We start from the raw sequence: 24,269 nt of genomic DNA on the forward strand, positions 1-24,269 counted from the left end.
GGTGGAGCCGGAGGTGAAGATGACGTAGGCCGGGTCGTCCGGGTCGAGCGGGCGGCCGCGGTCGGCGTCGGTGGGGCGGTGGCCGGGGGCGCCGGCCGGGTCGGCGGCCAGGAGTTCGGCGACCTCCTTGGCGTCCAGGGTCAGCGCGGGCGCCGCGTCGCGCAGCATCGCCTCGATGCGCTCCTCGGGGTGGTGCGGGTCGACGGGCAGGAAGGCGGCGCCGGTCTTGGCCACCGCGAGTTCGGCGAGCACCGTGTCGGCCGAGCGGGGCAGCAGCAGGGCGACGGTCTCCCCGGGGCGGGCTCCGCGCGCGATCAGCCGGTGGGCCAGCCGGTTGGCGTGCGCCTCGGCCTCGGCGTAGGTCAGCTGCCGGTCGGCGGCGCTCAGCGCGACGGCCTGCGGCCACCGGTCGGCGGCGGCCTCGACCAGGGCGGGCAGGGTCGCCGGGGGCACCGGGGCGGTCGCCGGTCGGGCGGGGGCCGCGCAGCAGCCGCTCCCGTTCGCCTGGCGGCAGCAACGTCGAGCTCGTCCAGCCGGGTGGTTGCCGCCAGAGGCGGCCAGCGCGGACAGGGTGTGCAGCAGCTGGTCGGCGAGGCGCCCGGCGGTCTCCCGGTCGAGGAAGCGCGGGTCGTGGCCGAGTTCCACGGCGAGCCGCTCGCCGGGCGAGACGACCCACGGTGAGCGGGTAGGTTGGTGGCCTCCCGGGCGTCCAGTTCGCGCACCCGCAGGCCGTGCGCGCCGGCCGTGGCGTCGCCGACCGGGTAGTTCTCGAAGACCACCAGGCTGTCGAACAGCTCGGTGCCCGGCGGGACCCGGCTCAGCCCCGTGCATCCGCGCCAGCGGCAGGTGGTCGAACCGGCGGTCCTCGGCCTGCTCCTCCTGGAGGGTGCGCAGCCAGTCGGCGCAGGGCCGGGCACCGTCGACGGTGACCCGGGCGGGCAGGGTGGTGATGAACAGGCCGACGATGCCGTCGGAGCCGGCCAGGTCGGCGGGCCGGCCGGAGACGGTGGTGCCGAAGCAGACCCGCCGCTCGCCGCTCCAGCGCGACAGCAGCAGCGCCCAGGCGGCCCTGCACCACGGTGTTGAGGGTGAGGGCGGTGGCGGCGGGGCGAACTCCTGGAGCCGCTCGGTTTCGGCCGCGTCCAGCCGGTGCGAGAGCCACTGCCCCGGAGCGGGCGGTGTCGCCCGGGGCGGGGCCGGCGGTCGTAGGGCAGCGCGGTGGGGGGCGGTGAGGTCGGCCAGCACACCGCGCCAGTGCTCGACGGCGGCGCCGGTGTCGCGGGCGGCGAGCCAGCCGACGTAGTCCGCGAAGGGCCGGCGCTCGGGCAGGGCCGGCCGTTCGCCCCGGGCGAGCGCGGCGTGGGCGGCGAGCACGTCCCCGAGGACGTGGAAGACGCTCCAGCCGTCCAGCAGCACGTGGTGGAAGGCCCAGACGACGCGGACCGCGTCCGGCCCGAGCCGGATCAGGTCGAGCCGCAGCAGCGGGGCGCGGTCCAGGTCCAGCGGCCGGGCCCGCCGGTCGGCGAGCAGTTCCTCCAGCCGGGCCGCGCGCCGGGCCTCGGTGAGGCCGCTCCAGTCGTGCTCGGTGACCGGGAGCACCGCGTGCCGGTGGACCACCTGGAGCGGCACCGGTACGTCGCGCAGCACCACCGAGGTGCGCAGCACCGGGGGTGCGGTCGACGACGTGCTGCCAGGCGGCGGCCAGCAGGCCCGGGTCACGGGCGCCGTCCAGGACGAAGGTGATCTGCTCCACGTACAGGCCGTGTTCGGCCTCGTCCAGGCCGTGCACCACCATGCCGGTCTGGGTGGGGGTGAGCGGCTGGATCTCCGTCACCTCCCGTCCGGTGCCGGCCAGCCGGTCGACGGCGGCCTGGTCGAGCCCGGCGAGCGGGAAGTCGGAGGGGGTGCGCCCGCCGGCGCCGGGTTCGGCGCAGTGGCGGACGATCTCCCGCAGTTCGTCCCGGAGTTCGGCGGCGAGCCGGGCGACCGTCCGGCGGTGGTGCACCGCGCGGGAGTAGGACCAGGTGAAGGAGAGCCGGCCGTCGGCGACCTGCCCGAGCACGTCCAGCAGGTGGGGGCGGCGGGCGGTGCGGTCCATCCCGCCGGTGAGCGGGCCGGCCGGGGCGAGCAGCAGGCTGCCGGGGGCGGCGCCGCGGTCCTGACGGCCCAGGTAGTTGAAGCCGATCCGCGGCAGGTCCAGCCCCGGGACCGGCCGGAGGTGGCGCAGGGCGCCGTGGCCGAGGCCGCCGCCCGGGACGGCGCGCAGCGCCTCCTTGACGGCCTTCAGGGCGGTGCCGGTGCCCGCAGCCCGGGGCACCTCCAGGGCGACGGGGAACATGGCGGTGAACCAGCCGACGGTGCGGGACAGGTCGAGGCCGTCGAAGAGGTCCTCGCGGCCGTGGCCCTCCAGGGCGACCAGTACCCGGCGCCGTCCGGTCCAGCGGGTCAGCACCCGGCCGAGGGCGCAGAGCAGGACGTCGTTGACCCGGGTGCGGTAGGCGTCCGGGACGTCCTGGAGCAGCCGGCGGGTGTCCTCGGCGCCCAGCGCGACGGTCAGCGACTCCTCGGTGTCGGCGGTGTTGGCGCCGTCCAGGTCGATCGGCAGGTCGTCGTCCACCAGGCCCTGCCAGTACGGGAGTTCGGCGTCGAAGCGGCCGGCCGCGGTGTGCTCGGCGAGCCGTTCGGCCCAGGCCCGGAAGGAGGTGCTCTTGGCGCCCAGGTCGGGCCGCTCGCCGGCGGCCAGCGCGCGGTGGGCGCGTTCCAGGTCCTCCAGCAGGATCCGCCAGGACACCGCGTCCACCACCAGGTGGTGGGCGGCCAGCAGCAGCACCGGGCGGGAGTCGCCGGCGAAGCGGCAGAGCGCGGCCCGCAGCAGCGGTCCGGCGGCCAGGTCGAAGCCCTCGGCGAGCCGCTCGGCGAGGTCGTGCAGGACGGTCTCCCGCGCCTCGCCCGCGGCCGCCTCGTGGACGTGCAGTTCGGGGGCCTGGCCGGGTTCGGTGCCGTACTGGCGCCACCGGCCGTCGGCGAGCGGTTCGTAGCGCATCCGCAGCGCGTCGTGGTGGTCCAGGACGGCCGTCAGTGCGGCCCGCAGGGTGCCCTCGTCGGTGCCGGGGGCGAGGGTGAAGGAGACGGACTGGGTGAGCCGGGCCGGGTCGCCGTCGAGGGTGTCCAGCAGCCAGTGCTGGACGGGGGTGAGCGGGGCCTCGCCGGTGACGGCGCCTTGTTCGGCGGCGGTGCCCGGGAGCGGGGAGCGCTCGGCGGCGGCCGCGAGTTCGGCCAGGGTCTGGTGGGCGAACAGGTGCCGGGGGGTCAGCGCGAGGCCGGCCCGGCGGGCCGCGGAGACGACCTGGATGCCGAGGATCGAGTCCCCGCCGAGGGCGAAGTAGTTGTCGTCCGCGTGGACGTCGGGCACGCCGAGCACCTCGCGCCAGATCGCCGCGAGGGCCCGCTCGGTGTCGGTGCCCGGCGGCCGCTCGCCGCCGGTGCCCCCGGCGGCGGGGGCGGGGACGGGCAGGGCGCGCCGGTCCAGTTTGCCGGTGGCGCCGAGCGGCAGCCGCTCCAGCGGCACCACCAGGGCGGGCACCAGGTGGTCGGGGAGGGTGCGGCCGAGGAAGGCGCGCCACTCGGCCGGGTCGGGCAGGGCGGCGCCGTCGCGGGGCACCGCGTAGCCCACCAGCCGCCGGTGGCCGTCCTGGTCGACCACCCGGGCGGCCGCCGCCGACACCCGGGGGTGGCGGGCCAGCGCGGCCTCGACCTCGCCGAGTTCGATCCGGAAGCCGCGCACCTTGACCTGGTCGTCGGCGCGGCCGAGGTAGTCGAGCCCGCCGTCGGCGCTCCAGCGCACCCGGTCGCCGGTGCGGTACATCCGGCTGCCGGGCGGGCCGTACGGGTCGGACAGGAAGCGCCCGGCGGTCAGCCCGGGGCGGCGCAGGTAGCCGCGCGCCACGCCGGTGCCGGCCAGGTACAGCTCGCCGGGCGCGCCGACGGGCACCGGGCGCAGCCGCTCGTCCAGGACGTAGGCCCGGGCGCCGCCGACCGGTCGGCCGATGGGCGGGTCGCGGTCCGGGTCGGCGGGGTCGCAGAGGTGGGCGGTGGCGTACACGGTGGCCTCGGTGGGGCCGTAGACGTTCAGCACCCGGCAGCCGGGGACGGCCTCGCGGACCACGCGCACGGTGCGGGCGGGCAGTCCCTCGCCGGCCAGCACCACGGTGTCGGCGCCGAGGTGGACGGTGCCGTCGGCGAGCAGTCCGCCGAGCGCCGAGGGCACCGCGCTGAGCAGGCCGGCCCGCCGGGGGCCCGGCTCCGGCCCGGCGCCGGCGGGGTGCTCGGCCAGGGCGAGCAGGTCGCGCAGGAGTTCCACGCGGCCGCCGGACAGCAGCGGCGCGAAGATCTCGAACACCGAGACGTCGAAGTTGAGCGAGGTGGCGGCGAGCACGTGCTCCAGGCCCCGGCCGGCGAACTCGGCGGCGGCCCAGTCGGTCAGGGCGAGCACCGAGGCGTGGGCGACCACCACGCCCTTGGGCCGGCCGGTGGAGCCCGAGGTGTGGATGACGTACGCCGGGTGCTCCGGCCGCAGGGCGCCGTGCCGCTCCCGGTCGGTCACGGCGTCCGCGCGGGCGGCGGCCAGCCGTTCCCGGCAGGCCGGGTCGTCCAGCACGATGCGGGTGGACGGGCCGTCGGGCAGCCGCTCCGCGGTCGCCGCGCGGGTGACCACGGCGTCGGGCCGGACGTCCTCGAAGAGGTAGGCGATCCGCTCGGCCGGGTACCCGGGGTCGACCGGCAGGTAGCCGGCGCCGCTCTTGAGCACGGCGAGCAGTGCCACGGCCAGTTCGACGGTGCGGGGCAGCGCGAGGGCGACGAACCGCTCGGGGCCGGCCCCGGCCTCGATCAGCAGCCGGGCCAGCCGGTTGGAGCGCTCGTCCAGTTCCCGGTAGGTCAGCTGTTCGCCGCCGGAGCGGACCGCCGGGGCGTCGGGGGTGCGGGCGGCCTGCCGGGCGAAGGCCGCCGGCAGGGTGTCCCGGGGCGCCGGGCGCACCGCCCCGCCGAGGCGCTCCAGCAGGGCGCGCCCCTCGGCCGGGTCCAGCAGCGGCAGTTCGCCCGCCGGCCGGTCGAGGCCGGCCGCCATCCCGGCGAGCAGGGTGCGCAGGCTCGCCCCGAGCCCTTCGACGGTGGCGGTGTCGAAGGCGGCCGGGTCGTGGTCCAGGCCGATCTCGATGGACTCGCCGGGCGCCACCACCACGCTGAGCGGGTAGCTGGTCGGCTCCAGGACGTGCTCGGTCTCCACGCCCAGGCCGTGCCGGGCCGGCGACCGGGCGTCGAAGGGGTAGTTCTCGAAGACCACGATGCTGTCGAACAGGGCGGTGCCGCCGGGCAGTTCGCTCCAGCCCTGGAGCTGGGCCAGCGAGACGGCGTCGTGCCGCCGGGCCTCGGACTGGTGGTCCTGCACCTCCCGCAGCCACTCCAGCAGCGGGCGCCGGGCGTCGATCCGCACCCGGGTCGGCAGGGCGTTGATGAACAGGCCCACCATCGAGGTGACGCCGGGGAGTTCGGCGGGCCGGCCGGAGACGATGGTGCCGAACACCACGTCGTCACCGCCGCCGTAGCGGGAGAGCAGCAGCGCCCAGGCGCCCTGGAGCACGGTGTTGACGGTCAGCCCGGCCTGCCGGGCGGTGCCGCGCAACCGCTCGGACAGCTCGGGGCCGAGGGCGACCCGTACCGAGGCCGAGGAGGAGGCGCGGTGGGCGCCGGCCGGGCGGCGGTCCCGGGGCAGTTCGGTGGGGGCGGGGAAGCCGGCCAGGACGTCCCGCCAGTACCGTTCGACACCCGCCCGGTCCTGGCCGGCCAGCCAGCGCAGGTAGTCGGCGTAGGGGGCCCGCTCGGCCGGGGCGGGGCGGCGGCCGGCGGTCAGCGCGGCGTAGCGCTCGCAGACCTCGTCGAAGACCTGGGCGGCGCTCCAGCCGTCGAGCAGCACGTGGTGGAAGGTCCACACCACCCGTACCCGGCCCGGCGCCAGCCGGATCAGGGCCAGCCGCAGCAGCGGCGCGGCGCCGAGGTCGATCCCGGCGGCCCGGTCCTCGGCGAGCAGCCGGGCGGTGTCCCGCTCGACCTGCCCGGCGGGGCGGCCGGTCCAGTCGTGGTGGGTCACCGGGACGGCGGCCCGGTGCTGGACGACCTGGAGCGGTTCGGCGCCGTCCTGCCAGCTGAGCCGGGTGCGCAGGATCGCGTTGGCGTCGGCGGTCTGCTGCCAGGCCTCGGCCAGCGCGTGCGGGTCGGTGACGCCGGTCAGCACCAGCTGGACCTGGTTGACGTAGGTGTCGCCGTCCGGGTCGAGCAGGCTGTGGAAGAGCATCCCGGCCTGCATCGGCGTGAGCGGGAGGACGTCGGCGACCGACCGGCCGTCCCCGGCGATCCGGTCCACCGCCGCCTGGTCCAGGCGGGCGAGCGGGAAGTCGGAGGGGGTGCGGCCGCCGGCGCCGGGCTCGGCACAGTGCGCGACGATCTCCTCCAGCGCGCGCAGCACGGCCCGCGCCAGCCCCTCGACGGTGTCCGGACGGTGCCGGCCCGCGCTGTAGTACCAGCCGATCTCCAGCCGGCCGTCCTCGACCCGGGCGACCACGTCCAGCAGGTGGGGGCGCTCGGCGCCGGGGGCCTGCGCGCCGCCGAGGCCGCCGGGGACTGCGCGGACCAGGGCGGCGCCGTCGGCGGACCAGTCGAAGCGGCCCAGGTAGTTGAAGCTGATGCCGGGGGCGGGCGCGTCGGCGAGCGCCTCGTCCCGGGCGAGGTGGCGCAGCGCGCCGTACCCGAGGCCGCGGTCGGGCACCGCCCGCAGCTGCTCCTTGACGGCCTTCAGGGCGGTGCCCCAGTCCCCCGCCGGGACGTCGAGGGCGACGGGGTACAGCGAGGTGAACCAGCCGACCGTACGGGACAGGTCGAGGCCGTCGAACAGCCGGTCCTCGCGGCCGTGGCCCTCCAGGCCGACGGCGACGGTGGCGTGCCCGGTCCACTCGGCGAGCACCCGGCCGAGGGCGGTGAGCAGCACGTCGTCGATCCGGGTGCGGTAGACCCCGGGGACCTCGCGCAGCAGGGCGTCGGTGCGTTCGCGGTCCAGCCGGACGGTCACCTCGCGCAGGTCGGCGGCGGTGTTGCCGCCGTCGCCGTCCACCGGCAGCGGCCGGGCGCAGGCCCGGGCGGCGGCGGCCCAGTGGGCGCGCTGCCCGGCGAAGCCGCCGGCCGCGGTGTGCTCGGCCAGCCGGCGGGTCCACTCCCGCACCGAGCTGGTGCGGGCGGGCAGCCGCAGCGGACGGCCCTCGACGGCCTGCCGGTAGGCGGTCTCCAGGTCCTCCAGCAGCACCCGCCAGGAGACGCCGTCGACCACCAGGTGGTGGACGGCCAGCAGCAGCCGGTCGGGCCGGGTGCCGTCGGCGGCGGTGAACAGCCGGGCGGTGAGCAGCGGGCCGCCGTCCAGTCGGAAGGAGGCGTGGGCGGCCCCGGTCACGGCGGCCTCGTCGGCGGCGTCGTGGACCTCCAGCAGCTCGGGGGCCGCCTCCTCGGCGGGGGCGCAGTGCTGGCGCCAACCGCCGTCCTCGGCCCGGACGAAGCGGGAGCGCAGCGCGTCGTGGTGGGCCCACAGGGCGGCCAGCGCGCGGCGCAGGGCCCGCGGGTCGACCCCGGCGGGGGCCTCCACCACCAGGGACTGGTCGAAGTGCCCGGCGGACGGCGGGTTCGGGTCGAGGAACCAGTGCTGGATCGGTGTCAGGCCGACCTCGCCGCTGACCGGTCCGGTCCCGGCGACGGCGACGGCGCTGCCGGCCGCCGCGGCCAGGGCGGCGACGGTGGGGTGCCGGAACAGGTCGCGCGGGGAGAGCGCGAGTCCGGCGGCGCGGGCCCGGGAGACGACCTGGATACTCAGGATGGAGTCGCCGCCGAGCAGGAAGAAGTCGTCGTCCAGGCCGACGCGTTCGACCCCGAGCAGCTCCGCCCAGATCCCGGCGAGCAGCCGCTCGCGGGCGGTGCCGGGGGCGCGGTGGGGGCGGTCGCCGCCCGCCGACCAGTCGGGGGCGGGCAGTCGCCGGCGGTCCACCTTGCCGTTGGCGGTGAGCGGGAGTCCGGGCAGCGTGACGAAGGCCGCGGGCAGCATGTAGTCGGGCAGGTCGGCGGCCAGGTGGGCGCGCAGTTCGGCGGCTCCCGGGGGTTCGGCGCCCTCGGCCGGCACCAGGTGGGCGGCGAGGCGCTTGCGCCCGCCGTCCTGGTGCAGCGAGACCACGGCCTCGGCGACGGCCGGGTGGGCGGTGAGCCGGGCCTCGATCTCGGCGGGTTCGATCCGGAAGCCGCGGATCTTGATCTGGTCGTCCGCGCGGCCGACGAAGTGCAGTTCGCCGTCCTCGCTCCACCGGACGGTGTCGCCGGTGCGGTACATCCGCTCGCCGGGCGGGCCGAACGGGTCGGCGAGGTAGCGGGCGGCGGTCTCACCGGGGCGGCCCGCGTAGCCGCGCGCGAGGCCGGCTCCGGCGATGTACAACTCCCCCGTGACGCCCGGGGGTTGCGGTTGGAGCGCGCCGTCCAGGACGTACACCCGGGTGTTGTCCAGCGGGCGGCCGATCGGCAGGGCGGCGGGCAGCTCGTCGCCGGCCCGGAAGGCCCGGCGGGTGGCGAAGGTGGTGGTCTCGGTCGGTCCGTAGCCGTCGACCACGGTGAGGCCGGGGCAGGCCGCCAGGACCCTGCGGACGGCGGCGGCGGGCACCGCCTCGCCGCCGGTCCACACCTCGCGGGCGCCGCGCAGGCAGCCCGGGTCCTCCTGGGCGAGCAGCCGGAACAGGCCGGCGGTCAGCCACAGGCAGCGCACGCCCTGCTCGGCAACGGCGTGCCGGACGGCGGCGGCGTCCAGGTCGTGCGGCGGGGCGAGGACGGCGGTGCCGCCGCGCAGCAGCGGCACCCACAGCTCGTAGGTGGCGGCGTCGAAGGCGTGCGGGGAGTGCACCAGCACCCGGTCGTGGCCGGTGAAGGCGCGGTCCAGGGCGAGCGCCGCGACGTCCCGGCGGCGCACCGCGACGCCCTTGGGGGTGCCGGTGGAGCCCGAGGTGAACATCAGGTACTGGACGTTGTCGGGGTGGACGGCCGCCGGGGCCGCCGCCGGCGCGGCGCCGTCGGGCCGGTCCACCCGCAGCACCCGCTCGGCGGGGAGCAGTTCGAGGGCCTGCCCGGCCCGGTGGGCGTCGGTGAGCAGCAGTTCGGCGCCGGCCTCGGCCAGCATCCGGTGCAACCGCTCGCGCGGCGCCCGGCCGTCCAGCGGCACGTGGACCCCGCCGGTGCGGACCAGCGCCAGCTGGGCGACGACCAGCTCGACGGAGCGCTCCGCCAGCACCCCGACCGGCTGCTCCACCCGGACTCCCCGCGCGGTCAGCCGTCCGGCCAACTCAGCGGCGCGGGCGTCGAGTTCGCGATAGGTCAGGCGTTCCTCGGCGGTTTCCAGGGCGACCGCTTCGGGGGTGCGGAGCACCTGCGCGGCGAACAGTTCGGCGATGTCGGCGGCGGGTTCCCCGGTGGCGGTGGCGTTCCAGTCGACCAGGACGCGCCGGCGCTCCTCGGCGGTCAGCAGCGGCAGCCGCGCGGGCGGCCGGTGGGCCCCCTCGGGCAGCGCGGTCAGCGCGGCGGTGAGCTGCCCGGCCAGCCTCCGCACCGTGGACTCGTCGAACAGCCGGGGGTCGTAGCAGAGCCGCAGGGACAGCTCCGGGCCCGGGTAGGCCAGCAGGGCGAGCGGGTAGTTGGTGGTCTCGATGCCGTCCAGTTCGCGCAGCCGCAGGCCGTGGGCGTCGGCCGCGTCCTCGTCGACCGGGTAGTTCTCGAAGACCACCAGGCTGTCGAACAGGGCGGTCTGCTCGGGCAGTCCGGTGCCGGCCCGCAGCCGGGTGAGCGGGACGAAGCCGTGCCTCCGGTCCTCGCTCTGCTCCCGCTGCAGGGCCCGGAGCCAGTCGAGCAGGGTGCCGTCGGCGGGCACCGTGGTGCGGGTCGGCAGGGTGGTGATGAACAGGCCGGTCATCGTCTCGACGCCGGGCAGCTCCGGCGGCCGCCCGGAGGAGGTGGTGCCGAAGACGACGTCGGCGCGCCCGGCCTGGCGGCCCAGCAGCACCGCCCAGGCGCCCTGCACCAGGGTGTTGAGGGTCAGCCCGGAGCCGCGTGCCAGGTCCTCCAGCGCCCTGGTCGCGGCGGCGGGCAGGGCGAACGGCACGGCCCGGGTGGACTCCGCGCGGTGGCTCTGCACCGGCTCGCGGTCGTACGGCAGCGGCGTCGCCTCGGCCAGCCCGGCGAGGCGGTCGCGCCAGTGCCGTTCGGCCTCCGCGTGGTCGCGCCCGGCCAGCCAGGCCAGGTAGTCGCGGTAGGGCCGGCGCTCCGGCACGGTGCCGTACGGGACGTCGCCGTCCGCTCCCGGGCGGGCCAGGGCGGCGTGCGCCGCGAAGACGTCCGAGAGCACCTGGAACAGGCTCCAGCCGTCCAGGACCAGGTGGTGGAAGGACCAGAGCACCCGCACGCGGTCCTCCGGGAGGCGGATCAGCAGCAGCCGCTGGAGCGGGGCCCGCCCGAGGTCGAGGCCGCGGGCCCGGTCGCGGTCCAGCAGCTCGGCCAGCCGGTCCCGGCGCTCCCGCTCGGGCAGCTCGCGCCAGTCCAGGTGGGTGACCGGCACCGCCACCCGGCGGTGCACCACCAGCAGCGGCTCGGGCACCTCCTGCCAGCGGACGTGGGCGCGCAGCACCGCGGTGCGGTCGGTGACCCACTGCCAGGCCTCGGCGAGCCGCGCCGGGTCGGGCACCCCGTCCAGGACGAAGTCCAGCTGCTGGAAGTAGGCGCCGCTGTCCTCCTCGGCGAGGCCGTGGAAGAGCATGCCGGACTGGGTCGGGGTGAGCGGCAGGACGTCCTCGACCGCGCCCGGGTCGGCGCCGGTGATCCGGTCCACCGCCGCCTGGTCGAGCCGGGCCAGCGGGAAGTCGGACGGGGTACGCCCGGCCGAGCCGGGCCGGGCCGCGTGGCGGGCGAGGTCGGCCAGCTCCTCGGCGAAACGCCGGGCCAGCGCCTCGACGGTCGCGCGGCGGTGGACGGCGGCGGAGTGGAACCAGGTGAACTCCAGCGCGTCGCCGTCGAGGCGGCCGACCACCTCCAGCGGGTGGGGGCGTTCGACGGCCGGGTCGGCGTCCAGCTCCAGCGGCCGGAAGGTGCCGCGGAACAGCCCGTCCGGGTCGTCCGGCAAGGCGATGCGGCCGAGGTAGTTGAAGCCGATCCGGGCGGCCGGCACGTCGGGCGCGGTGCCGGGGCGCCCGAGGTGGCGCAGCGCCTCGAAGCCGAGGCCGCGCCGGGGGACGGCGCGCAGCCGCTCCTTGACCTGCTTGAGGACGGTGTCCCAGTCGGCTCCGGCGGGGACGGCCAGGGCGACGGGGTGGCGGGTGGTGAACCAGCCGACCGTACGGCCGAGGTCCAGCTCGGGGAACAGCTCCTCGCGCCCGTGGCCCTCGACGTCCACCACGACCTGCTCCAGCCCGCTCGCCCCGCACAGCGCCCGGCCGAGCGCGCTCAGCAGCACGTCGTTGGCCTGGGTGCGGTAGGTGTCGGGCAGGGTGCGCAGCAGGGCGGCGGTGTCGGCGGGGCTCAGCCGGACGGTGACGGAGCGTTCGGAGGCGTAGGTGTCGGGGCCGTCGAGTTCGGCGGGGAAGGCCTCGGGGGCGCTCCGCGGGGGGACCGCCCGCGCCCAGTACCCGCACTCGTCCTCGAAGCCGCCCTCGGCCGCGAAGGCGCTCAGCCGCTCGGCCCACTGGCGCAGCGGCGAGGACTTCGCCGGCAGGGCCCGCGCGCCGTCCCGGCCCTCTCGGCGGGCGCGGTAGGCGGTGTCGAGGTCCTCCAGCAGCACCCGCCAGGAGACGCCGTCGACCACCAGGTGGTGCACGGCCAGGTGCAGGACCGGGGGCCGGCCCCCGGCGCGCTCGTGCAGCACGGCGCGCAGCAGCGGCGCGCCGCCGACCAGGTCGTACGGGCCGAAGTGCGGGGTGTCGTCGTCCGGGCCGGTGTGCCGGGCAAGGGTGATCCGGCGCGTCGGCTCCTGGATCCGCCAGTGCACGGCCCCGGTTCCGTCCGGGGTGGTGAAGGCGGAGCGCAGCGCGTCGTGGTGGGCGACCAGGTCGTTCAGGGCCTCCTCCAGGGCCGCCCGGTCCAGGTCGCCGGGCAGCAGCAGGGAGAGCGCCTGGCCGAAGTGGCCGGCTCGGGCGCCGGCCCGGCCGAGCCACCAGCGCTGGATCGGGGTCGGCACGGCCTGCCCGGTGGCGGCCACCGGCGCGGGCGCGGCCGGGGCCTCGGCGTCCTCCGCGGCGCGGGCCAGCGCGGCGACCGTCTGGTGGCGGTAGAGGTCGCGGGAGGTGACCGCCAGCCCGGCCTGCCGGGAGCGGGCCACTACCTGGATGCCGAGGATGGAGTCGCCGCCGAGGTCGAAGAAGTTGTCGTCGGCGCCGACCCGGTCCAGCCGCAGCACCTCGGCCCAGATGCCGGCCAGCGCGCGTTCGGCGGGGGTGCGGGGGGCGACGTGGCGGACGGCGGGCGCGGCCGGGCCGGGGTCGGGCAGCCGGTCGCGGTCGAGCGTGCCGTCGGGGTCGAGCGGCAGGGCGGGCAGCGGCACCACGACGGCGGGGACCAGGCGGTCGGGCAGGGTGAGGGCGAGGGTGCGGCGCACCGCCTCGGGGTCGATCCGGCCGCCGGGGACGGGCACCGCGTAGCCGACCAGCCGCCGGGTGCCCTCGGTGAGGACGGCGGCCGCCTCGGCCACGCCCGGGCAGCGCCGCAGCGCCTCGGCGACCTCCTCGGGGTCGGTCTCCTGGTGGCGGGGCCGGGCCCACTGCTCGACCCGGCCCAGGTGCTCCAGCTCGCCGTCGGCGGTCCACCGGACCAGCTCGCCGGTGCGGTACAGCTGCTCCCCCGGCGCGCCGTACGGGTCGGCGACGAACCGCTCGGCGCTCTCCCCCGGCTGCGGGGGGAGGCCGCCGGCGAGGTACAGCTCGCCGGGGACGCCGTCGGGTTGGGGGCGCAACCCGCGGTCGAGGACGTAGCCGCGGGTCCACCCGGGCCGGGCGGCGCCCTCGGGCGGTACGGGCGTGCGCCCGGCGTCCAGCAGCGCGCGCTGCTCATCGCCCGGGATCATCGGCAGTTCGGCGAGGGTGCGCTGCGGCCCGTCCGCCATCCCGGCCAGCAGGCGGTGGAGGTGGCGCGCCAGGGCGGCCGCGGTCCGCCGGTCGAACAGGTCGGTGTTGTACTCCACCGTCAGCACCCAGCCGCCGGCCTGGTCCGGGGCGAACTCCAGCACCAGGTCGAAGCGGGCGGCGGCGCGCGGCAGCGGGTGGTCGGTGAACCGCAGGCCCCCGGTGGGCGCCGGGGCGGCGGAGGTCTGCTGGACGACCACGACCTGGACCAGCGGGGTCCGGCTGGGGTCGCGCGGCGGTGCCAGCTCCTCGACCACCCGGTCGAAGGGCACCCCGGCGTGGGCGAAGGCGTCCAGCAGGGTTGTGCGCATGCCCTCCACGAAGCTGTCCACGGTGGCCCGCTCGTCCACGTCGCCGCGCAGCACCACGGTGTTGACGAAGAAGCCGGTCACCTCCTCCAGTTCGCGGCGGTCCCGTCCGTTGGTGACGGTGCCGAAGGCGACGTCCCGCTGGCCGGTGTGGCGGGAGAGCAGCAGCGCGCAGGCGCCGGCGAACAGGGTGAACACGGTGGTGCCGCGGCCGGCGGCGAGGTGGCGCAGCCGGTCGGCCAGGTCGGCCGGGAGGTGGTGGCGGTGCGCCGCGCCGTTGCCGGTGCGCCGGTCGGGCCGGGGGCGGTCGGTGGGCAGCCGCAGGGTCGGCAGGTCCGCCAGGGCGCGCTTCCAGTAGGCGAGGTCCGCCGCGTGGTCGGTGCGGTGGTGCTGCTCCCAGTGCGCGAAGTCGGGGTACTGGAGGGCGGGGGCGGGCAGGCCGTCCGGCTCGCCGGTGGCCTCCGCCCGATAGAGGGCGGCCAGTTCGCGGGTGAGCACGCCCACCGACCAGCCGTCGGTGACGATGTGGTGCTGGGCCAGCAGCAGCAGGTGCTCGTCGGCGGCGAGCCGGACCAGCAGCACCCGGGCGAGCGGGCCCCGGGTCAGGTCGTACGGCCGCTCCAGTTCCTCGGCCAGCAGCCGTTCGGCGGCCGCGGCGCGCTCCCCGGCGGGCCGGGCTTCGAGGTCCTCGGTGCGCAGCGGCAGCTCCGCCTGGTCGGCGACGCGCTGCACCAGTTGCCCGTCGAGGGTGACGACGGTGGTGCGCAGCGAGTCGTGCCGGGCGGTGAGCCGGCGCAGGGCCCGGCCGAGGGCGTCCTGGTCGAGGGGGCCGTGCAGCCGCAGGGCGACGCCGGTGTTGTTCCCGGTGCCGCCGGGGGTGAGGTCGTCCAGGAACCAGAGCCGGCGCTGGGCGCTGGACAGCGGCAGCGGCTCGCCGGGCGGGGCGGGCGGGATCGGCCCGGCCGGTGCGGCGGCGGCCGGCCGGTCGAGCAGCGGGGCGAGGGCGGCGACGGTGCGGGCGGTGAAGACGTCCCGCAGGGTGAGCCGGACGCCCAGCCGCTCGGCGGTCCGGGTCAGGGTGCGGGCGGCGAGGATCGAGTCGCCGCCGAGGTCGAAGAAGTCGTCTTCGGCGCCGACCGCGTCGAGGCCGAGGACCTCGGCCCAGACGGCGGCCAGGGCGCGTTCCCGTTCGGTGCGCGGGGCGAGCCGTCCGGTGCCGGCCCGGCGGGCGGGTGCGGGCAGCGCCCGCTGGTCGATCTTGAGCTGCGGGGTGAGCGGGAACGCGGCCAGCACGACGACGGCGGCGGGCACCAGGTGGGCGGGCAGCGCGGCGGCCAGGGCGGTGCGCAGTTCGGCCGGGTCGGGGGCGCGCTCCGGGTCGGCGGGGGTGGCGTAGCCGACCAGCCGGGGGTGGCCGGGTTCGTCCTCGCGGACCACCACGACGGCCTGGTCGACGGCGGGGTGGGCGCGCAGCGCGGCCTCGATCTCGCCGGGCTCGATCCGGAAGCCGCGGACCTTGACCTGCCGGTCGAGCCGGCCGAGGAACTCCAGCTCCCCGTCGGCGTTCCGGCGGGCCCGGTCGCCGGTGCGGTAGAGCCGGGCGCCGGGCGGGCCGAAGGGGTCGGCGACGAAGCGGGCGGCGGTCAGGCCGGGGCGGGCCAGGTAGCCGCGGGCGACGCCCTCGCCGCCGAGGAACAGCTCGCCGTCGGCGCCGGGCGGCAGGGGCCGCATGGCCTCGTCGAGCACGTACGCCCGGGCGTGCGGCAGGGCGCCGCCGATGGTGGGCGAACCGGTGCCGGCGGTGAGCGGGCCGGTCCAGGTGGCGACGATGGTGGCCTCGGTCGGGCCGTAGGAGTTGACCATGCGCCGGCCGGGCGCCCAGCGGTCGACCAGTTCGGCGGGGCAGGCCTCGGCGCCGACGATCAGGGTGCGCAGGTGGCGGCCGGCTCCGGCGGGGACGGTGGCCAGGGCGGCGGGCGGGATCAGGGCGTGGGTGATCCGGTGCTCGTCCAGGACGGCGGCGAGTTCCTCGCTCAGCCAGGGGCCATCCGGGGGGATCACCAGGGTGGCGCCGATGAGGACGGAGACGAACAGCTCCAGCACGGAGGCGTCGAAGCTGGGCGAGGAGAACTGGAGCACCCGGTCGCCGGGGCCCACCGCGTAGTTCTCGACGGCGGCCGCGGTGAAGCCGGCGATCCCGCGGTGGGTGACGACCACGCCCTTGGGGGTGCCGGTGGAGCCGGAGGTGTAGATCAGGTACGCGGGGTGGTCGGTGCCGGCCGTGGCCGGGGCGTGCGGCTCACCCGCCGGGGGCGTCTCCGGCGTCTCCAGGACCTCGCGGACCGCGGCCGGGTCGTCCAGCACGATCGCGGGGGCGGCGTCGGCGAGCATCAGCGCCCGGCGCTCGGCGGGGTAGGCCGGGTCGACGGGCAGGAAGGCGGCGCCGGCGCGAGCGGCGGCCAGTTCGGCGGCGATCAGCTCCATGGAGCGCGGCAGCACCAGGGCCACCGTCCGTTCCGGTCCGGCGCCGCGCCGGTGCAGGTCGCGGGCCAGCCGCTCGACGCGTTCCGCCAGTTCGCGGTAGGTCCAGCTCCGCCGGCCGTCGGTCAGCGCGGGCGCGTGCGGGGTGCGCGCCACCTGGTCGGCGAACAGCGCGTCGAGGGTCCGGGGGGCGCCGTCCCCCGGGGTCGCGGGGGTGCCGCCGGCCTGCGGCGGAGCGGACGGACGCACGGGCTGGGCAGGCCGGTCGGCCATGGCGGAAGGTCCTTCCGAGGGGGGCGACGACGCGGGCACCGGGGCAGGCGGTAGCCGGCCCTCGGGCCCGGGAACGGTGCGGTGGCGGCGGTGCGGGGTGGGTGCGGTGGCGGCTCTGCGGCGGTGGTGCGAGGCGGTGCGGTGGCGGGTCTGCGGCGGTGGTGCGAGGCGGTGCGGTGGCGGTTCTGCGGCGGCGGGCCGGCCGGCTCAGCCGGCGGCGGTCCGGCGGGCGGTGCGTCCGGAGACCTGCACCCGGTCGATCCGGCCGGTGGCCGGGTCCCGGTGGAAGCGGCCGCCGGGCTCGGGCCGGCCGGTGTCCGGGGCGATCAGGTCGTAGCGGAGGTCGGCGTGGCAGCGCAGCGGTATCGGCAGGTCGCCGTCCACCGCGAGGGTGGCCGGTCCGTCGCCGGCCCACTCGACCCGGTAGCGGACCGCGCCGTTGCGGTAGTCGCCCGCGCACTCGGCGAGGGTCGCGGGCCCGGCGAGCGGCACGGGACCGCCGGCACCGACCGGCGGGATCGCCGCGGGCACCCGGATCCCGGCCAACTCGTCCAGTTCGGCCGCGAGTTCGCGCCAGAGGGCGGTGGCGGCGCCGGCGTTGCCGGTGAAGGCGACCACCACGCCGCTGTCCGGGTCGGCCCGCAGGTGGCAGGAGGTGCCCATGGCGTTGCCGTCGTGGCCGCACCACAGCCGCCCGTCCTGCCGGTAGAGCGCGACCCCGGCGCCCCAGCCGTCCGCGAGCGTTCCGGGCCGGGCGCCGGGCTGCGGGCGGCGCATCCGCTCGGCGACCTCCGGGGGCAGCGCCTCGGCCCGGCCGACCAGGGCGGCGCCGAGCGCGGCGAGGTCCGCGGCGCTCGCCAGCAGGGCCCCGGCCGGGGCCTCCAGCGGGGCCAGGTTCTGCCGGACGGCCCGGGCCCGGCCGGTCGCCGCGTTGAGCGCGTGCCCGGCGGCGACCGGCCGGCCGGGGGCGGCCGTGTCGACGAACACCGGTCCGGTGCCGAGGGGTTCGAGCAGCAGGGCGCGCACCGCCTCGTGCCAGGGCATCCCGGTCACCGTCTCGACCAGGCGCCCGGCGGCGACGTAGCCGGCGTTGGAGTAGGAGAAGTCCGTCCCGGGCGGGAACAGCGCGTCCCGGGCGGTGCACACGGCGGACAGGTAGCGCGTCGCGGTGGTGCGGGCGGCGGCGTCGGAGTCCGGTCCGGTGGGCAGTCCGCCGGTGTGGCCCAGCAGGTGACGAATCGTTACTGCGGGCAGTTGCCGGAGCTCCGGGAGATGCTCGGCGGCCGGTTCGTCCAGATCGAGGTCGCCGTCGTCGGCGAGCAGCATCACCAGGGCCGCCGTGTAGGGCTTGGTGAGCGATCCCACCGGGACGGCGGTGTCCCCGGTGAAGGGCGCCCCGGTACCGGTGTCGGCCACCCCGGTGTGCAGGACGACGGCCTCCGAGCCGGTGTCCAGCGCCAGTTGGGCTCCGGGCACCCGGTGGGCGCGGGCGAGGACGTCGAGGCGGTGCCGCAGTTCGCGGCGCGGGAGGAGCGGCGCCCGCTCGCGGGTGGGCGCCGGACTGGCGTACGGCATGGCGGAAGCTCCCGTCGACTGGTTCTCGGGTGCGGGCGCGCCGGGCGCCCGCACGGAATCGCGGATCGGGTCACGGCACGGCGGGGAATTCCCGGCCCTCGGCACCGCCCGCTTCAGGACGTGCGGGAACGAGGCGGAATCGGCGCGGGACCGGTCGGCGACGGCGGCCGGGCGGCCCGGGAACGGGAATCCCCGGGCATCCGACCCGCCCACGCGGAGCCGTTCCGCGGCCGCCCCGGCGCGTCCGGGGCCGGACGGTGCGAATGCGACCGGAATTCCCCGCGGCCCGATGAACGGCGGGCCGCGCAACGGCGCCCGGTGAACCGGGAACGGCCGAATACCCTTACCCCGCCGGAACGCTCGGACAGAAACCCGTGCCCCGCCGACCGGCCGCTCTCCCGGCCGCCACCTGCCCATTACCCGTATCCGGCATGTCCATCCCCCTTATTGGCGATCCGCCCCCGCAACCGTCGCGCGGAACGCGCCGACACGGCCGGGGAGTCGCGGAATCCTTGCCGTCCCGAACGTCCGGACGACGAACGCGCAACAGTCTTCACGGCGGCCCAGTCGCTCGCAACCCCTTCCGATTGAACGGAAAGCGGCTCCACCGGGAATCGGAACCACAAAATCCCTGGTTGCCTCCCGGCCACACCCGGAACAACCCGATGCCGAGTGCGAATTCTTTGGCCGAAAATATGGGGTTCAGACCTCACCATCCACTCGAACAACTATTCGCGGAAATATCCGAGTGATTTCCCGGGCTGCTGTGACGACTGGGACGGCTGTGCCGGAACGCGACGGAATCGGTCGGATGGGCCGCGAGTGGGACCGCCCCGGCCCGACAACAGCTCCGGGGCCGCGTCGACGAGCACGCCGGGGGCCGGTACGGCGTCCGTGCGGTCCGACCGGCCCCACGGGCACCTGCTAGGGTCCGAACGCAACGGCGGACGGCGGAGGTTGCTGTGGTGGACAGGGGCGTGGAGCGGGCCTTCATCGGGTCGTTCACCTCGACGGGCGGGCGCGGGATCGTGCTGGCCTCGCTGGATCCCGGCACCGGGGCCCTGACCGTGACCGGCGCCGTGGACGCCGTCGACCCCTCCTACCTCACCGTCGGGCAGGTGGCGGGCGCCCCGGTGCTCTACGCCGTGTCCGAGACGGAGCCCGGCGCCGTCACCGCCCACGACCTCGCCGGGCCGGTCCCCCGCCCGCTGGGCGCCCCCGTGCCGGTGGACGGCGACCACCCGACCCATCTGAGCCTCGCCCGGGGCCACCTGCTGACCGCCAACTACGGCTCCGGCAGCGTCAGCGTGCTGCCGCTCGCCGCCGACGGCACCCCGCGGCCCCCGAGCGCCGTCCTGCGCCACCGGGGCAACGGGCCGCACCCGGACCGCCAACTCGCCCCGCACGCCCACCAGGTGCTCCCCGACCCGTCGGGGCGCTGGGTGCTCAGCGTCGACCTCGGCACCGACTCGGTGCGGGTCTGCGCCCTGGACCCGGCGACCGGGGAGCTGGCGGTGCACGCCGAGACCGCGCTGCCGCCCGGCACCGGGCCGCGGCACCTGGCCTTCCACCCCTCCGGCCGGCACGCGTACGTGCTCGGCGAGTTGCGCCCCGTCGTGACGGTCTGCCGCTGGGACGCGGCGGCCGGGGCGCTGGACATCGTCGGGGAGGCCCCGCTGTTCCCGGACGGCGTCGAAGGGCCGGTCTCGCCGTCGGCCCCGGTGGTCTCCCCCGACGGCCGGTTCCTGTGGGCGGCGGAGCGCGGCACCGACACCGTCGTGGTGCTCGCCCTCGACGGGACGGGCGAGCGGGCGCACGTGGTCGCCTCGGTGCCCTGCGGCGGCCGCTGGCCGCGCGACCTGGTGCTGGGCCCGTCCGGCACCCGCCTGTACGCGGCGAACGAGCACTCCGGCGACGTCACCTGGTTCGACGTGGACCCCGTCACGGGCGTGCCCCGCCGGGCGGGCTCGGTGGCCGTCCCGGCGGCGTCCAGCGTCGTCTTCGTCTGACGGCCGCGGCCGGCCCGGCGACGGCCGGCCGCTCACTCCCCACCGCGGAACCACCACGACCGGGACGGTCGTGTGCCAGGTGCAGTGCTGGGCCACCGGGCCCAGCAGCGTCCCCGCGCAGCCCCCGAGGCCGCGGCCGCCGACCACCGGCAGGTCCGCTCCCCTGGACGCCTCGACCAGCGCGCCCGCCCGGGTGCCGTAGCGCACCTCGGTGCGCACCTCGACCGGCGGGTCCTCCCCGGTCGGCCCGCTCGACGGCCCGTTCGACGGCCCTGGCGACCTCCTGCCGCGCCCGGGACTCCGGCGCCGCCTCGTCGGTGCCCGCCGGAGGGAACCAGCCGCGCGCGCCGTGGCAGGTCGGGTACTCCCGGGCGATCACCGCCACCAGCGCGCCGCCGGTGGGCTCCGCCCGGCGCACGGCCCGGCGCAGCGCCCGTCCGGACGACTCCGAACCGTCCGCCCCGACCACGATCCGGCGCTCGGGCGGGGCCCGGTGGAAAGCTTCAGATGAAAACGGATATCGTTTCGCTGGAAAAGTTTCGCGGGAACCTCACGCCGAACCGGTTGCAGAGCTGGATGGACATGACAAACACTGGCGGGAAGTCGAGCCTCGAACGCGCACGGGACACCGCGGGAGTCGGGATGCGAGTGGACGCCGCCCTGGCCGGCGCCTGGGTGGACCGCTGGGAGCGCCAGCAGGAGCGGTACGCGGTGGAGCGCGAGGAGCGGTTCACCGTCATCGCCGACGTACTGGAGCAGACCGTCGGCCACCGCGAGCGCCCGCTCGTCGCGGACCTCGGCAGCGGCCCCGGCTCGCTGTCCGCGCGCGTCGCGGCCCGGCTGCCGCACGCCGAGATCCTCGCGGTCGACATCGACCCGCTGCTGCTCGCCCTCGGCCGCGCCCGGCACCCCCGGATCGCCCGCTGGGTGGAGACCCTGATCGGCCGCCCGGGCTGGGTCGAGGCGCTCGAACTCGACCGCCCGCTGGACGCCGTGATGTCCACCACGGCGCTGCACTACCCTCCGCCGGACGCGCTGCTCGGGATCTACCGCGACCTCGCCGGCCTGCTGCGGCCCGGCGGCGTCCTGGTCAACGGCGACCACCTCATCCCCGACGACCGGCCGCTCGCCGAACTCGCCCTGGCGATCGGCCGGCGCCGCGCCCAGCGCCGGGGCACCGCCGCCGCCGAGGACTGGTCCCAGTGGTGGGCCGCGGCCGGCCGGGTCCCCGAGTTCGCCGACCTGCTGACGGCCCGCGAGCGCCAGCTGCCCCCGACCGACGGCCCCGGCAACGGCCTCTCGGCGGCCCGGCACGGCGAACTGCTGCGCGAGGCCGGCTTCCGCCAGGCCGGCCCGGTGTGGCAGTACGGCACCAGCTCCGTCCTGGTCGCCCTTCGCTGACGATCCGTCAGAACACGTCCGGAGCGCGGGATTCCCGATCGGCACAGTCGTTGCGATGGTGTGACAGAAGCGCCCTGTCGATCACCCGGGGAAACGGTTACCGTTTCCCTCGGCTCGGCCCCCCCTCATGCCGACTTCTCATGGAGAGCTGGTTTCGCATGCGGCCCCTACCGCTGTATCTCGAACCACGGCTGGAGACTCCGCTCCGCTCCCTCCTGGAGGAACGCGACCTCCTGCACACCCTCACCGACGCGCTGGGCTCCCCGCTCAACCTGCTCCTGCCCGAGCAGATCGCGGAGAACCTGGCGCGCTTCCAGGCCGTCTACCGCAAGCACCGCCTCACCGGCCGGATCCACTTCGCCCACAAGGCGAACCGCTCCAGCGCCCTCGTCCGCCGGCTCGCCGCCACCGACGCCGGGATGGACGTCGCCTCGCTCGCCGAACTCCAGCACGTGCTCGGGGCCGGCTGCCCGCCCGACCGGATCATCGCCACCGGCCCGAAGAACCGCGAGTACCTCTGGCTGGCGGCCCGCACCGGCGTCACCGTCCACCTGGACTCCCGCGCCGAACTCGACGACCTGGCCGACCTGGTGCGCAAGCACGCCCTGCCACCGGTGCGCGTCCTGCCGCGGCTGTCCGGCTTCCGGGCGCCGGGGGTCACGGTGCTCACCCGGCCGAGCCGGTTCGGCACCGACGCCGCCGAGCTCGACGACCTGCTCGACGCCCTCGAACGCCACCGGGACGCCGTCGAGACCACCGGCGTCGCCTACCACCTGGACACCACCGGCGTGGCCGAGAAGGCCGTCGCCCTGGAGACCTGCGTCACCGTGCTGAACGAGTGCCGACGCCGGGGCCTGCGGCCGCGCACCGTCGACATCGGCGGCGGGTTCGGAGTCGACTACCTGGCCGACGCGGCCCAGTGGGAGCGGTACACCACCGAACTGACCGACGCCGTCCTGGGCCGGCGGCCCCCGCTCACCTGGCAGGGCCACGGCTACGGGCTGCGCGCCGAGTCCGGCCGGCTGCGCGGCGCCCTCGGCCTCTACCCGGCGCACCGCCCGGTGGCCGCCGAGGCCTACCTGGACGAGCTGCTCTCCCACCCGGCGCCCACCCTCGGGCGGCCGCTCGGCACCCTGCTGCTGGAGAACCTGTACGACCTGGTGGTGGAGCCCGGCCGGGCGCTGGCCGACCAGTGCGGGGCGACGCTCGCCCGGGTCCTGGAGGTCCGGCACACCCCGGCCGGCGAGCGCCTGGTCCGGCTGGAGGCGAACGCCCGGGACGTGGGCCTGGAGGAGCACGGGGTGCTGATGGACCCGCTGCTGGTCCCCCGGCCCGGTGCGCCGGACGGCCCGGTCGGCTCGGACGCACCGGACGACCCGGTCGGGGTGTACCTGATCGGCAACCTCTGCCTGGAGACCGACCTGATCACCCGCCGGAAGGTCTTCCTGCCCCGCCTGCCCGCCCCCGGCGACCTGCTCGCCTTCGCCAACACCGCGGGCTACCTGATGGACTTCAGCGCCGGCCGGGCGCTGCGCCAGCCCGTGGCGCGCAAGGTCGCCGCGTACCGGCAGGACGGCGCCTGGCGGTGGCGCCTGGACGAGCAGTACTGGCCCGTCGACGCGACGGCGGCCGCGGGAGACCGGGGGGACGGACGGGCATGAGGTACGACAGCATCACCGACGCGATCGGCAACACCCCGCTGCTCCGGATCGACCCGGCGGTCACCGGCCTGCGGCACATCGACCTGTACGCCAAGCTGGAGATGCTCAACCCCTTCGGTTCCGTCAAGGACCGCGCCGCCTGGAACATGACCCGCGAGGCGCTCCCCGGGGCCGTCGAGCGCGGCGACACCGTCGTGGAGCTGTCCAGCGGCAACACCGCCAAGGCGCTCGCGCTGATCGCCGGCCTGCACGGACTGCCGTTCAGGAGCGTCACCAACCGGATGCGGGTCCCCGAGATCAAGGACCTGCTCCTGCTGCTGGGCGCCGAGATCGAGGAACTGCCCGGCCGCACCGAGTGCCTCGACCCGACCGACACCGACGACCCGCTCACCAGCATCCACCGGCTGCTCTCCGAGGCCGACTCCGGCTACCTGCACACCGACCAGTACTACAGCCGGCTCAACGTCGACGCCCACCTCACCGGCACCGGCCCCGAGATCGTCCGGGACCTCGACGGCCGCGCCCCGGACCACTTCGTCGCCTGCGTCGGCACCGCCGGCTCGTCCACCGGCGTGGCGGCCGTGCTGCGCGCCCACAACCCGACCGTCGACGTGCTCGGACTGGTCGCCCACAAGTCCGACTTCATCCCCGGCATCCGCACCATCGACGAGGTCCACGAGGTCGGGCTGTTCGACCCCGCCACCTACGACGCCATCGACTCGGTGACCGCCGACCAGGCCATCGACGGCATGCTCACCCTGGTGCGCCGCTGCGGCCTGCCGGCCGGCCCGACCGGCGGCGGCGCCTTCCACGGCGCGCTGCGCCACCTGCGCACCGTGGACGCCGAGTTGGCGGAACGGGCGACCGGCGAACGGCACACGGCGGTCTTCATCGTCTGCGACCGGGTGGAGAGCTACCTGAGCTACATCCGCCACCGGCGGCCCGAGCTGTTCAACCAGCCGGCCCGGCCGAACTCGGTGGGTTCGGTGACCCCGGCCGAACTGGCCGCCGCCCGGACCGTCGAGGTCGACGCCGCCCGCAAGTGGATCGCCGAGGAGCGGCCGCTGGTGGTCGACCTGCGCGGGCCCCACGCCTACGCGGCGCTGCACATCGAGGGCTCGATCAACATCGTCGACGAGGTCTTCGACGAACTCCTGCACGGCGGGCTGCCGTTCGGCACCCACCAGCCGGTGCTGCTGGCCTGCCCGGTCGGCGAGAAGTCCGTCCGGTACGCCGCGCTGCTCACCCGGATGGGCCACCGGGACGCCCGCAGCCTGACCGGCGGCGTCATCGCCTGGCGCGACGCGGGCGCCCCACTGGTCCGGAACTGAG

The 24,269-nt window shown here is 76.9% G+C and carries 5 protein-coding genes and 7 pseudogenes; 4 read left to right on the forward strand and 8 right to left on the reverse strand.

Annotated elements, in window-relative coordinates; translation table 11 throughout:
• The 6 genes and pseudogenes from ACZ5GH_RS38610 to ACZ5GH_RS38635 form a co-directional block, all read right to left on the reverse strand.
• Positions 1 to 1,719 (reverse strand): annotated as a pseudogene (locus ACZ5GH_RS38610) (condensation domain-containing protein); the annotation flags it as partial.
• Positions 1,720 to 1,912: 193 nt separating this feature from the next.
• Positions 1,913 to 8,137 (reverse strand): annotated as a pseudogene (locus ACZ5GH_RS38615) (amino acid adenylation domain-containing protein); the annotation flags it as partial.
• Positions 8,123 to 9,496, reverse strand: a pseudogene (locus tag ACZ5GH_RS38620) (amino acid adenylation domain-containing protein); the annotation flags it as partial. The pseudogenes ACZ5GH_RS38615 and ACZ5GH_RS38620, both read right to left, overlap by 15 nt.
• Positions 9,497 to 9,628: 132 nt before the next feature.
• Positions 9,629 to 12,430 (reverse strand): annotated as a pseudogene (locus tag ACZ5GH_RS38625) (condensation domain-containing protein); the annotation flags it as partial.
• A pseudogene (locus tag ACZ5GH_RS38630) lies at positions 12,407 to 16,291 on the reverse strand (amino acid adenylation domain-containing protein); the annotation flags it as partial. The pseudogenes ACZ5GH_RS38625 and ACZ5GH_RS38630, both read right to left, overlap by 24 nt.
• 207 nt (positions 16,292 to 16,498) lie before the next feature.
• Entirely contained in the window at positions 16,499 to 17,866 is a 1,368-nt protein-coding gene (locus ACZ5GH_RS38635; protein ID WP_387758790.1) for a serine hydrolase domain-containing protein, read from the reverse strand.
• Between the two features lie 962 nt (positions 17,867 to 18,828).
• Here ACZ5GH_RS38635 and ACZ5GH_RS38640 point away from each other — a divergent pair.
• Positions 18,829 to 19,875, forward strand: a complete 1,047-nt coding sequence (locus ACZ5GH_RS38640; protein ID WP_464336975.1) for a lactonase family protein — start codon at positions 18,829 to 18,831, stop codon at positions 19,873 to 19,875.
• A 105-nt stretch (positions 19,876 to 19,980) separates the two neighbouring features.
• On the opposite strand, the pseudogene ACZ5GH_RS38645 reads toward ACZ5GH_RS38640, so the two are convergent.
• A pseudogene (locus ACZ5GH_RS38645) lies at positions 19,981 to 20,094 on the reverse strand (universal stress protein); the annotation flags it as partial.
• A 64-nt stretch (positions 20,095 to 20,158) separates the two neighbouring features.
• Positions 20,159 to 20,344, reverse strand: a pseudogene (locus ACZ5GH_RS38650) (universal stress protein); the annotation flags it as partial.
• Positions 20,345 to 20,517: 173 nt separating this feature from the next.
• Here ACZ5GH_RS38650 and ACZ5GH_RS38655 point away from each other — a divergent pair.
• The 3 genes from ACZ5GH_RS38655 (at position 20,518) to ACZ5GH_RS38665 (ending at position 24,268) form a co-directional block, all read left to right on the forward strand.
• Positions 20,518 to 21,276, forward strand: a complete 759-nt coding sequence (locus ACZ5GH_RS38655; protein ID WP_387758784.1) for a class I SAM-dependent methyltransferase — start codon at positions 20,518 to 20,520, stop codon at positions 21,274 to 21,276.
• Between the two features lie 158 nt (positions 21,277 to 21,434).
• A complete protein-coding gene (locus ACZ5GH_RS38660) occupies positions 21,435 to 22,937 on the forward strand; it encodes a Y4yA family PLP-dependent enzyme (RefSeq protein ID WP_464336976.1) in 1,503 nt (500 codons plus the stop codon).
• Positions 22,934 to 24,268 carry a pyridoxal-phosphate dependent enzyme gene (locus ACZ5GH_RS38665; RefSeq protein ID WP_464336977.1) on the forward strand — a complete coding sequence of 445 codons (1,335 nt, stop codon included), beginning with the start codon at positions 22,934 to 22,936 and terminating at the stop codon, positions 24,266 to 24,268. Before ACZ5GH_RS38660 ends, ACZ5GH_RS38665 begins: the two co-directional genes overlap by 4 nt.
• Position 24,269: the final 1 nt, after the last annotated feature.

The sequence above is a fragment of the Kitasatospora sp. Xyl93 genome (genome assembly GCF_055383135.1).

What these genes read in the sequence shown, in the direction of transcription:
- ACZ5GH_RS38635 (WP_387758790.1), bottom strand. Translation starts at nt 17,866, where the DNA reads ATGCCGTACGCCAGTCCGGCGCCCACCCGCGAGCGGGCGCCGCTCCTC.
- ACZ5GH_RS38655 (WP_387758784.1), top strand. Translation starts at nt 20,518, where the DNA reads ATGCGAGTGGACGCCGCCCTGGCCGGCGCCTGGGTGGACCGCTGGGAG.
- ACZ5GH_RS38660 (WP_464336976.1), top strand. Translation starts at nt 21,435, where the DNA reads ATGCGGCCCCTACCGCTGTATCTCGAACCACGGCTGGAGACTCCGCTC.
- ACZ5GH_RS38665 (WP_464336977.1), top strand. Translation starts at nt 22,934, where the DNA reads ATGAGGTACGACAGCATCACCGACGCGATCGGCAACACCCCGCTGCTC.